Raw genomic sequence first — 11,190 nt, forward strand, 5'->3', positions numbered from 1 at the left:
GCTCGTGATGTCAGGCGTTGCGCGGGCGGTGGGCGACGGTGAGGACGTGGGTGGTCGGCCAGTCCAGCGGCCGGCCGTCCAGGTCGGTCAGGGACGCGACGGGCGCGATCCGGTTGTCGATCACCCAGTCGTTGCGGACCGGCGCCGAGGCGGGGCCGATCTCGAAACCGGCCTCGGTGAGCAGCTCCGTCCAGTCGGCGAAGCTCAGGCCGCAGAACTGCTCCCTGGTCTCCGACAGCCAGTTGTCGGTGTAGTCCTTGCGGGTCAGGTAGTCCATCGCCGCGCCCAGGCCGAGACGTACCGCGCCGTCGGCCAGCGGCTCGTACGCGAAGCCGAACGCGAAGTCCACGGCGAACTGGTCCAGCCGGGCCCGCGTCGACAGTCCGGAGACGTACCGCCGGACCTCGGCCGAGGTCAGGTCGGCGAGATCCCGGCGCGGCGAGGCGGGGTTGTCCCCGTCGTCGGTGGTCAGCCGCAGGATCACCGGCCGGTCCGGCTCGTCCGGCCCGCACACGTCGCTGTTGAGCCAGACACCGCCGGGCACCGTGTGGTCGTGGATGCGGCGGGCGAACTGGAGTAGCGACTCCCGCTGCCGCCCGTACGACCAGATCTCGTGGGTCAGCGCGAAGGTGAGCGTGGTGTCCACCGACCGGTCCTTGAACACCGCGCCGCCGAGGACGTTGCGGTGGAAGAAGTACACGTTGGCGTTGCGGAACACGCCCTGCGCCTTCTTGTGCAGGCACTCCTGGTAGAGGTGGCGGGCCACCTCCACACCGATCAGGTCGCTCTCGCGCAGCGCGGCCTCCCGGTCGGCCAGCTCCAGGACCGCGCCCGCGCCGCAGCCGATGTCCACGATGCGTCCGGGCTGCACGTACCGGCGCACCGAGTCCCACTTGCGTTGGGCGGCCGAGGCGAACGCCTCCACGTAGGTGCGGTAGTCGCGGGTCACGGTGAGGCCGCCCTCGTCGCCGACGAGCGGGTCGTTCACCACCGACCGGATCGCCTCGACCAGGCGGTAGCGCTCGAACACGTCGATCGTCGCCGGGTGGGTGAGCGTCCGCCAGCTCTCGTCGCCGGCGGCCAGGCGCAGCAGCACGTCCCACGGCCGTTCCGGCGTCCCGGGCAGGTCCGGATCGGCCTCGACCAGCGCGATCCCGAAGCCGAGGCGCTCGTACAGCTTGGCGACCTCCGGGGTGGAGCAGGCCACCACCGTGTCGGCGGGCGTGAGTTCGAGCCCGGTGGCCACCGCGATGCTCTTGAGCGTGACCTCGGCGAACGCGTCGGTGTACGCGGTGTCGAAGATCGGCACGGCCAGCGAGCGCAGCCCGCTGAGCACGCTGAACCGCTCGATCGCGGCCTCCCGCCTGTGGTACGCGACGGGGTTGCGCCTGGTGTTCTCGTGGTTGGCTGACGTCACCGCCCAGACCACTGTGGCCTCGTCGCCGGCGAGCCGGCGCAGGTAGTCGGCCTGGAACCGGGTCAGCAGGTGGTGCCGCCCCGGGAACAGCACGAAGCGGGTCGGCAGGTCGGTCATGGTCACCTCGCCTGGGCGGTGCAGCGGTCGGTGATCATACCGGGACGCGCCAGGAACGCCAGAGATGGCCGTACCGGCCGTCGGCGGCCAGCAGCTCCTCGTGCGTGCCCTGCTCCACGATCCGGCCGTGGTCGAGCACGACGATCCGGTCCGCGCTCACCGCCTGGCTGAGCCGGTGCGCCACGATCAGCGTGGTCCGCCCCTGCGTGGCCGCGAGGGCCGCCCGGTCCAGGTCGCGGGCCCCGGCGCTGCCGGCCTCGGCTGTCGCCTCGTCCAGCACGGCGACGGCCGGCGCGGTGAGCACCAGCCGGGCCAGGGCCACCTGCTGGGCCTGCGCGGCGGTGAGCCGGTGGCCGCCCTCGCCCACCGGCGTCGCCAGCCCGTCCGGCAGGGCACGCAGCCAGGTGGTGGCGCCGACCCGTTCCAGCGCGTCGAGCAGCTCGGCGTCGGTCGCGTCCGGTGCGGCCAGGCGCAGGTCCTCGGCGAGCGGCCCGGCGAAGACGTGCACCTCCTGGCTGACCAGTGCCACGTCGCGCCGGGACGTGGCCTCGCCCGTCCCGGTCAGCGGCGCGCCGTCGAGGCGTACCGATCCGTCGGTGGGCGCGATGATCCCGGCGGCGATGCCGGCGAGCGTGCTCTTGCCCGCGCCGCTGGCGCCGACCAGCGCGACCCGCTCCCCCGGCGCCAGGCGCAGTTCGACGTCGGCGAGCACCAGCGGCCCGTCGTCGTAGTGGTGCCGGCGCACCGTGACGTCCAGCGCGGCCGGGCCGCGCGGGCTGGCGGGCGGGGCGGCCGGGCCGGAGGCGGTGGCCGGGCCGGTGTCGGGCAGGTCTGCCACGCCGACCAGCCGGGCGAGGCTCGCGCCGGCCTGCAGCACCGAGTCGGACTCCAGCAGCAGCAGGCCGATCGGGTTGAACAGGCGGTGGAAGTAGAGCGCGGCGGTGGTCGCCGCGCCGACGGTTACCAGGTCGTCGCGGACCAGGAAGAACCCGGCCACGAGCACGGCGGCCAGGCCGAGGAACTCCGACCTGTTGATCCGCAGCCCGAAGCGGGTGTGCAGGTTGAAGATCTCCAGCGACAGGTCGCGCGCCACGCCGGACCGCTCGGCGATGGCTGCCACGTGCGCGTCCTCGGTCCGGTACGCGCGCACCGTCGCCGCGCCGCGCAGCGCGCCGGCCATCGCCTGCGTCCGCTCGCCGGTGGCGACCCGCTCGCGGGCGTAGTAGGGCGCGGAGCGCCGCAGGTACCAGCGCAGCGCCAGCGCGTACGCGGGCGCTGCTAGCAGCCCGGCGAGGCCGAGCCGCCAGTCCAGCGCGACCAGCCCGAACACGGTGAGCACCACCGACAGCAGCGCGCCGACGAACGCCGGGCCGCTCACCGCGATCACGTTCGTCACCACCGCCACGTCGTCGCCGACGCGGGCCAGCAGGTCGCCGGTGCCGGCCCGCTCCAGCGTCGCGGACGGCAGGTGCAACGCGCGGTCGAGGACGCGCTCGCGCAGCCGGGCCAGCACCGTCTCGCCGAGCCGGGACGCGAGCGCGGCGCCGAGCGCCGTGAGCAGGCCGGTGAACACGGCGGCGCCGGCGATCACCGCCACCCGGCCGGCGATCCGGGAGACCGGGGCGTCGGCGATGACGTCGTCGACCAGGCGGCCGAGCACCCAGGGCGCGACCAGGCCACCCGCGGCGGCGACGACGAGCACGGTCGCCGCGGCGGCGCTGAGGCCGGGCCGGGCGCGGAACTGGGCGCCGAGCGTCGTCCAGGTCTGCCGGGCGGACGCGACAGGCAGCAACGTCCGGCCGGGTTCGGCGGTACGCGGGTCAGCGGTCACCGCAGTGTCTCCTCGCGGTAGCGGGCGTCGGAGGCCAGCAGGTGCTCGTGCGGTCCCTCGGCGGCCACCCGGCCGTCGGCGATCACCACCACCCGGTCGGTGATCCGCAGCAGGGCCGGGCTGCTGGTGATCAGCAGGGTGCCCCGGGGCCCCACCCGGCGCGTTTCGGCCAGTCCGTCGGCGAGCTGCGCCTCGGTGGCGGCGTCGACAGCGGTGGTGGGATCGTGCAGCACCAGCACGGGCGGGTCGGCGTGCAGCGCCCGGGCCAGCCCGAGCCGCTGGCGCTGGCCGCCGGAGAGGTTCGCGCCCCGCTCGACGAGCCGGTGGTCGAGGCCGCCGGGGTGTGCGTCCACGACGTCCTGGGCCGCGGCCGCCCGGACGGCGGCGTGCAGCCGCGCCTGGTCGGCCGGGGCGCCGGCGGCGAGGTTGGCCGCCACCGTGCCCTCGAAGAGCGTCACGTCGTGCGGCTCGACGAGCACGGTGCCGCGCAGCGCGTCGACGTGCAGGTCGTCGGCGGGCACGCCGTCGACACGCACGGTGCCCCGGCACGCGTCCGGCGACACCCGCCCGGACAGCAGCGCCACCAGCGCTTCGGCGTCGGCCGGGTCGTACGCGAGCACGCCCACCACCTCGCCGGGGCCGACGCGCAGGTTCACCCCGTCCAGTCCGGCGTGCCCGACGTCGTCGAGGGCCAGCCGTGGCCCGTCCGGGTGGGCCGGCGCCGACGCGTCGCCGGGCCGGGTCAGCGGCTCGGCGCCGAGCACGCGCACCACCCGGGCGGCGGAGGCGCGGGCCATCGCGAACAGTTGCACGCACCAGCCCATGGTCTGCACCGGCTCGGCCACGAACTGCGCGAGTCCGACCACTGTGACCAGCTCGCCGATGGTGAGCCGGCCGCGCAGGGCGAGCCAGCCGGCCACCCCGGCGACCGCCGCGAGGAACAGGCCGTTGGCGGCGGTGGTGAGCCCGAGATGCAGTCCCTTGGTGTTGGCGGCGCGCAGCGTCACCGCGAGCGCGTTGCGGCTGGCGGCGGCGTACCGGCCGGCGGCGTGGTGCTGGGCGCCGATGCCGCGCAGCACGCGCAGGCCGGAGACGAGGTCCACGGCGAGCGCCGTGGTCTCCGCGAGGGCCTCCTGCTGGGAGGTGCTGCGCCGGGACAGCAGCGGCGCCATCCGTTGCAGTACGAGGACCAGCACCGGTACGCCGACGAGCACGCCGAGCCCGAGGGGGATGTCGATGACCAGCAGCGCGGTCGCCGCGACGGTCAGCGCGGTCACCGCGGCGACACCGAATCCGGCGACCCGCACCACGAGCGCGGAGAGTTCGGCGTCGGAGGCGGCGACCGAGAGCAGTTCGCCGTCGCGCAGGCCGGAACGGTGTCCGCGCGGGTCGAGCGCGCGCTCGGCGATCTCCACCCGCAGCAGGTGCGCCTCCCGCTCCACCGCCGCGAACGCCTGGCGGGCGCCGTTGCGGTAGGCGAACGCGAGCACGGCGAACAGGGCCGCGAGGCCGGCGACCGAGTACGCCAGCGCCCACGGGTCACCGGTCACCACGGCGCGGTCGATGATGACGCCGATCGCCACCGGCACGAGCGCCTCGGCGACCTGGTGCAGGCCGAGCAGCGTGACGCCGATCAGCACCGGCCGTCGCTGGCGGCGCAATGCCTGACGCAGCACGTACCGGGCCGTGACGGCGCCGCCGGCGGGGAGCGGGGACACGAGGGGATGCCTCCAGTGATCGAAGTGAGGACAGCCTAACCTCAGCCTCGGTGGCCGAGTCGGGTGGCACGGCTCACCACGCTCTCCGCCAGCGGGGCACGGTGACCGCCGGTAATGTTGATCAGGCCGAGAGTGCACCCATATGTCCGCTGCCCCGAGGAGCGACCATGCTCGATCACGCGTCCCGCCGCATCGACATCGCCCGCCTTCAGGAGACGCTCGACGGACCGTGGGCCGAGGTCCGTCAGGCTCACCGCAAACACCTCGACGAGCGGTTCCTCCCTGTGTACGGGGAGACCGGTGACCAGGCGCGCGAGCGGATCACCCGGCTGCTCGGCGAACTGCCGGTCGAGCTGGGCATCGCCGCGGGCTTCCCGCCCGAGTACGGCGGCCGGTCCGACATCGGCGCCTCGATCGTCGCCACCGAGATGCTCGCGCAGGTCGACCTGTCACTCATGGTGAAGGCCGGCGTGCAGTGGGGCCTGTTCGGCGGCGCGGTCGCCGCCCTCGGCACGAAGCGGCACCACGACGCCTATCTCCGGGACATCGTCGAGGGACGGATCTTCGGCTGCTTCGCGATGACCGAGACCGGCCACGGCTCCGACGTGCAGCAACTGCGCACCACCTGTGTGTACGACCCGCAGACGCGGACCTTCGACCTGCACACGCCGCACGAGGCGGCACGCAAGGACTACATCGGCAACGCGGCCCGGGACGGGCGGATGGCTGTGGTCTTCGCCCAGCTGATCAGCGGTGGGCGCCGGCACGGGGTGCACGCGTGGCTGGTGCCGATCCGCGACGAGCACGGCAACCCGATGCCCGGCGTGACCATCGGCGACGCCGGACCCAAGGCCGGCCTGCTCGGCGTCGACAACGGGCGGCTCAGCTTCGACCACGTACGGGTGCCGCGGGACATGCTGCTGGACCGGTACGCGCAGGTGGCCGAGGACGGGACGTACTCCAGCGCGATCGAGAACGACTCCCGCCGGTTCTTCACCATGCTCGGCACGCTGGTGCGGGGCCGGGTCAGCGTGGGCGGCGCCGCGTCGGCGGCCACCAAGGCGGCGCTGGCCATCGCGGTGCGCTACGGCGACATCCGCCGTCAGTTCAGTGACGCCGAGGGTGACCGCGAGGTGCTCCTCAACGACTACCTGGCCCACCAGCGCAAGCTGCTGCCCGCGCTGGCCACCACGTACGCGCTGCACTTCGCCCAGACCGAGCTGGTCGCCGCGCTCGACGAGATCCAGGGCGGCGACGGGCCGGTCGACGAGCACCGGCAGCGGGAGCTGGAGTCCCGTGCCGCCGGGCTCAAGGCGGCGCAGACCTGGCACGCCACACGCACCATCCAGGCGTGCCGGGAGGCGTGCGGCGGCGCCGGCTACCTGTCCGAGAACCGGCTGCCCAGCCTCAAGGCCGACACCGACGTGTTCACCACGTTCGAGGGCGACAACACGGTCCTGCTCCAGCTGGTCGCCAAGGGGCTGCTGACCGGCTACCGGGACGAGTTCGGCTCGTTGGACGGCTGGGGGCGCGCCTCGTTCGTCGCCGAGCAGGTACGCGAGATGGTGCTGGAACGCACCGCCGCGCGGGCGCTCATCGCGCGGCTGGTCGGTGCCGTGCCGGGCCGGGACGACGAGGTCGCCGTCACCGACCGGGGCTGGCAGCTCAAGGTGTTCGAGGACCGCGAGGAGCACCTGCTCGACAGCGCGGTCCGCCGCCTGCGCGGTGGCGCCTCCACCAAGAAGGACCGTCCGTTCGACATCTTCAACGACGTGCAGGACCACGTCCTCGCCGTCGCCGCCGCGCACGTCGACCGGGTGACCCTGGAGGCGTTCGTCGCCGGTATCGACGCGACAGCCGACCCGGCGGTCAAGGAGCTGCTGTCCCGGGTCTGCGACCTGTACGCGCTGAGCGTCATCGAGGCGAACAAGGGCTGGCTGATGGAGCACGGCCGGCTCACCCCGGCCCGGTCCAAGGCGATCACCGGCGTGGTGAACGGGCTGCTCAAGGAGCTGCGCCCGTACATGCGCACGCTGGTGGACGGTTTCGCCATCCCGGACGCGTGGCTGCACGCCGCGATCCTGCGGGAGGAGCCGGCACGGCAGGAGACGATGGCCGCCCACGACGCCGCCACCGACCCGCGGTCCGCGCCGGTCTGACCGCCCCGCGGCGCTGATCCGCCGTACCGCCGGATGTGCCCCTGCCGGGGCCGTCCGGCGGTTGCGCGCTGTCCGCCTGCCACGTGGGCCGGTCCTTGACGAAAACCTTTTCGGGCTCCATGGTGGTCGAGAAAGCAATAGGTGCTAATCGATTTCACCTAGGACGGCGCGACGGCTGTTCCCGGGCCGCCGCCCCGACCGAGAGGAGAGGAGAGGTCCGTGACATCAGCGAGAGGTGGCGCGCGGCTGGCGGTCGTCCTGGCCGCCACCCTGACCACTGTGGCCGGCGCGGCGCTCGTGGTCACCGGGGCGCAGGCGGCGGCGCCCGGATGCCGGGTCGACTACCGGGTGACCAGCCAGTGGCCGGGCGGATTCGGCGCCGACGTGACGATCGCCAACCTCGGCGACCCGGTCACCGGCTGGACGCTGGCCTGGTCGTACGCGGCCGGACAGACGGTGACGCAGGCGTGGAACGCGAGCGTCAGCCAGAGCGGCACCCGGGTCACCGCGACGAACGCCTCCTACAACGGCTCCCTGGGCACCGGCGCCGCGGCCTCGTTCGGCTTCAACGGCGCCTTCACCGGCACCAACCCGGCGCCCACGTCGTTCACCCTGAACGGAACGGCCTGCACCGGGGCGCCGACCACGCCCGCTCCCACGACGCCCGCGCCGACCACACCGGCGCCCACCCCCACCTCCGGCCCCACCACGCCAACCCCCGGCTCCGGCTGGAACCCGCCGTCGAACCTGGCCGGACCGCTCAACCAGGTCTGGCAGCACGTGGAGCAGACCTACAACAACGGCAACCTGTACGGCTTCCGCAACTACGGCTGGGACCAGCTGTTCGCGAACCGGGGCTACATCAACTACTGCGTCCGGTGGGACTCGTCGGCCACCGTGACGGCGGCGCAACGTGACCAGATCCAGGCCGCGCTGGCCCGCCAGTACAAGAAGTGGATGAACGTCCTGGCCGGCCACAACGGCTTCCCCTACACCGACGTACCGGTGAAGGTGGTCGGCTGGGCGGTGCGGGACCGCAACCAGTTGCAGTGGTCCGACAACTCGGTCGACATCTACGTCAACGACATCCGGGAGAACGCGCCGCAGTGCAGCGAGCCGTGCGGCCGGTTCTTCAACCAGAACGGCCAGTACCCGAACTGCCCGGGTGGCGCCGGCCGCCACTACGACCACTCGCTCTGGCTGACCGACGGGTTCGGCGGCGGCGCGGGCGGCGACTGGGGGCAACGGATCGGCCGGGAGTACTTCATGTCCAACCTCGGCAGCGACAACATCCACATCCTGCTGCACGAGATCGGGCACACCTACGGCCTCGACGACTTCTACGACTGGGACCCGCTGCCGGGCCAGGGCTTCGTCATGAAGGCCGGCAGCGCCGCCTCGATCACCGATTTCGACGCCTGGATGCTGCGCGACTGGTGGCGGCACCTCAAGAGCCGCTACGGCTACTGACGGGGGTGCCCGATGCGTGCAAACCCGTTCCGTCTCGCGGCGGCGACGCTCGCCGTGATCCTGGCCGGCGCCGTCGTGGCGACCGGCGGCGCCGGCCACGCGGCCGCCGCGGGCTGCCGGATCGCGTACGCGGTCAGCTCCCAGTGGCCGGGCGGCTTCGGCGCGAACGTGCAGGTCACCAACCTGGGCGACCCGATCAGCGGCTGGACGCTGCGCTGGTCGTTCACGGCCGGGCAGACAGTCACCCAGGCATGGAACGCGACGGTGGCGCAGAGCGGCGCCGCTGTCACCGCGACGAACGTCAGCTACAACGGCGGCCTCGGCACCGGGGCGTCCGCGTCGTTCGGCTTCAACGGGTCCTGGAACGGCTCCGCCAACCCGGCCCCGAGCGCGTTCACCCTCAACGGCGTCGCCTGCACCGGCGGTACGCCGCCGACGTCGGTACCGCCGGCCCCGACCGCCACGCCGGCACCGACCGGGACCGCGCCGCCGCCCGGCGGCACACCGCCGCCGGGCACCGTGCGCGTCTACTGGCTCAAGCCCTCCGACGTCGCGTACGACCAGCGGTGGCCGGACGGCATCGCCGCCGTGATGCGCGAGGCCCAGCGGTACTACCGGCAGGAGCTGGGCCGGACGTTCACACTGAACAACCCGGTGGTGGAGGTGGTCGACGGCGACCACGTCAAGTCCTGGTACGAGAACACCCCGAACGGCTCCGACCGGTACTGGTGGTCGGTGTTCAACATGCAGCAGGAGCTGATGCGCAAGCTGAGCCTGCGCGCACCGGACAACCGCTGGATCAACGTGGGTGAGATCAGCGCCGAGGGTCCGGGCGCCGGGGGTGGCGGCGGTGGCGGCTGGGTGATCCTCTGCCAGCACGACGCCGACGGCGCGGCGGGCGTGAACGGCCCGATGAACCGCTGGTACGGCGGCATGGTGCACGAACTCGGCCACGCGCTCGGGTTGCCGGACTCGACGTCGACGGACGGCACCCCGATGTCGGCCTCGTTCTACGACTATCCGAACACGCACTTCAGCCAGGCACAGAAGAACCAGATCCTCGCCGGCCCGTACGGCGCCTTCCTGTCCTGACGCCCTCCGCCGGCCCGTCCCCGAGCGGGGGCGGGCCGGTGGAGTCCCGGACCACCAGGCGGCCGGGGTGCCGGATGACGCCGCGCGACGGGTTCCCGTCCAGCGCCGCGAAGAGGTACTTGACCGCCGTGGCGCCGAGTTGTTCCAGGTTCAGGTCCACTGTGGTCAGCGGCGGACGGCAGTCGGTGGCGAAGACCTCCCAGTTGTCGTACCCGACCACCGCCACGTCCTGCGGCGTACGGCGGCCGAGGTCGCGCAGCGCCTCGACCACCCCGGTGGCGATCTGGTCGTTGCCGCAGAAGACGGCGTCCGTGTCCGGCGAGGCGTTGATCACCATGGCCGCCGCCTGCCGGCCCCAGCGCTGCGACCAGTCGCCGTAGCGGGGACCGCCGCCGACCAGCGGCAGACCCGCCTCGCGCAGCACCGCCTCCAGGCCGACCACCCGGTCGCGGGCGGCCCGGTAGGTCTGCGGGCCGGTGATGTGGGCGATGCGGCGGCGGCCCAGCGACACCAGGTGCTCGGCCGCGAGCCGACCGCCGCCCTCGTCGTCGGCGAGGACGGACAGGTCGTCCGGGTCGTCCGACTCGCCGTAGACGTAGACCGCCGGGACGGGCAGGTCGCGGCTCAGCGACGGCCGGACGTCGTTGGAGTCGCCGAGGATGACGAAACCGTCGACCTGACGTGACAGCAGCGTCCGGATGTGGTGCTGGCGGCGGATGACGTCGCCGCGGGCGTCGCACAGCAGCACGCACATCCGCTCGTTGCCCAGGGCGTTCTCCACTCCCCTGAGGACGGGGAAGGCGAACCGCTCGCCGAGCGTCTCGGTCAGCAGCCCGATGGTGTGGGAGCGTCCGGAGATGAGCCCCCGGGCCAGCCCGTTCGGCTGGAAGGAGAGCTGCTCGGCGGCCTGCTGCACCCGCCGGCGGGTGGCCGGTGCCACCTCCTCACGGGCGTTGAGCGCCTTGGACGCGGTGGCCACCGACACGCCGGCCAGCTTCGCCACATCCATCAGAGTCACCGACTGCGAACGTCGTCTACGCACCGAGATCCCCTTCGGGCCGGGGCTGGATCACCGAGGCAGCCACCGAGGCGTACCGACTATACCCGACCCCGCGGCCGATTTCTGAAAAGGATTTCGAGCAGCGCGCCTGCGCCGGCCACCACCGGCGCGTACCGCCGGCCCGCCCGCCGACACCTCTCGCCCGAAAGCTTTTCGGACGATCGGCGCACGGCCGGCACCCCCGTCGGCCGCACACCGAACGGCTCCCGGGCTGCGCAGAGGATTGACAGCCTCCGATGCGGTGGTATGTTGCTGAAAAGGTTTTCGGCTCAGGTCGGCGGGGCAGCCGGCCGGCCGGGCGAGGCAGTCGCCGACGACCGGGCGTC

7 protein-coding genes are annotated in these 11,190 nt (G+C 73.3%); 3 read left to right on the forward strand and 4 right to left on the reverse strand.

What is annotated here, in order from left to right:
* Positions 1–10: 10 nt before the first annotated feature.
* The 3 genes from MICAU_RS18945 to MICAU_RS18955 are packed head-to-tail and all read right to left on the reverse strand — an operon-like array spanning position 11 to position 5,083.
* On the reverse strand, positions 11–1,534 hold the full coding sequence (locus tag MICAU_RS18945; RefSeq protein ID WP_013286957.1) for a class I SAM-dependent methyltransferase: 1,524 nt from the start codon (positions 1,532–1,534) through the stop codon (positions 11–13).
* A 34-nt stretch (positions 1,535–1,568) separates the two neighbouring features.
* Entirely contained in the window at positions 1,569–3,365 is a 1,797-nt protein-coding gene (locus MICAU_RS18950; RefSeq protein ID WP_013286958.1) for an ABC transporter ATP-binding protein, read from the reverse strand.
* Positions 3,362–5,083 carry an ABC transporter transmembrane domain-containing protein gene (locus tag MICAU_RS18955; RefSeq protein WP_013286959.1) on the reverse strand — a complete coding sequence of 574 codons (1,722 nt, stop codon included), beginning with the start codon at positions 5,081–5,083 and terminating at the stop codon, positions 3,362–3,364. The genes MICAU_RS18950 and MICAU_RS18955 overlap by 4 nt, the downstream gene beginning before the upstream one ends.
* A gap of 167 nt (positions 5,084–5,250) precedes the next feature.
* Between MICAU_RS18955 and MICAU_RS18960 the strand changes: the two genes are divergently transcribed.
* The 3 genes from MICAU_RS18960 to MICAU_RS33680 all read left to right on the forward strand — a co-directional run bounded on the left by MICAU_RS18960 (position 5,251) and on the right by MICAU_RS33680 (position 9,804).
* On the forward strand, positions 5,251–7,242 hold the full coding sequence (locus MICAU_RS18960) for an acyl-CoA dehydrogenase family protein (RefSeq protein WP_013286960.1): 1,992 nt from the start codon (positions 5,251–5,253) through the stop codon (positions 7,240–7,242).
* A gap of 219 nt (positions 7,243–7,461) precedes the next feature.
* The gene (locus MICAU_RS18965) at positions 7,462–8,712 is read left to right on the forward strand and encodes a cellulose-binding domain-containing protein (protein WP_013286961.1); all 1,251 of its coding nucleotides are present in this window, start codon (positions 7,462–7,464) and stop codon (positions 8,710–8,712) included.
* 12 nt (positions 8,713–8,724) lie between these two features.
* Positions 8,725–9,804, forward strand: coding sequence for a cellulose-binding domain-containing protein (locus tag MICAU_RS33680; protein WP_013286962.1), 1,080 nt, complete (start codon positions 8,725–8,727; stop codon positions 9,802–9,804).
* Here the strand turns inward: MICAU_RS33680 and MICAU_RS18975 are convergent.
* Complete coding sequence (locus MICAU_RS18975) at positions 9,746–10,846, reverse strand: LacI family DNA-binding transcriptional regulator (protein ID WP_013286963.1); 1,101 nt, start codon at positions 10,844–10,846, stop codon at positions 9,746–9,748. The two genes, MICAU_RS33680 and MICAU_RS18975, sit on opposite strands and share 59 nt — an antisense overlap.
* Positions 10,847–11,190: the final 344 nt, after the last annotated feature.

It is taken from the genome of Micromonospora aurantiaca ATCC 27029, from assembly GCF_000145235.1.
In the GTDB taxonomy this organism is placed as follows: Bacteria; Actinomycetota; Actinomycetes; order Mycobacteriales; family Micromonosporaceae; genus Micromonospora; species Micromonospora aurantiaca.

What these genes read in the sequence shown, in the direction of transcription:
- MICAU_RS18960 (WP_013286960.1), top strand. Translation starts at nt 5,251, where the DNA reads ATGCTCGATCACGCGTCCCGCCGCATCGACATCGCCCGCCTTCAGGAG.
- MICAU_RS18945 (WP_013286957.1), bottom strand. Translation starts at nt 1,534, where the DNA reads ATGACCGACCTGCCGACCCGCTTCGTGCTGTTCCCGGGGCGGCACCAC.
- MICAU_RS33680 (WP_013286962.1), top strand. Translation starts at nt 8,725, where the DNA reads ATGCGTGCAAACCCGTTCCGTCTCGCGGCGGCGACGCTCGCCGTGATC.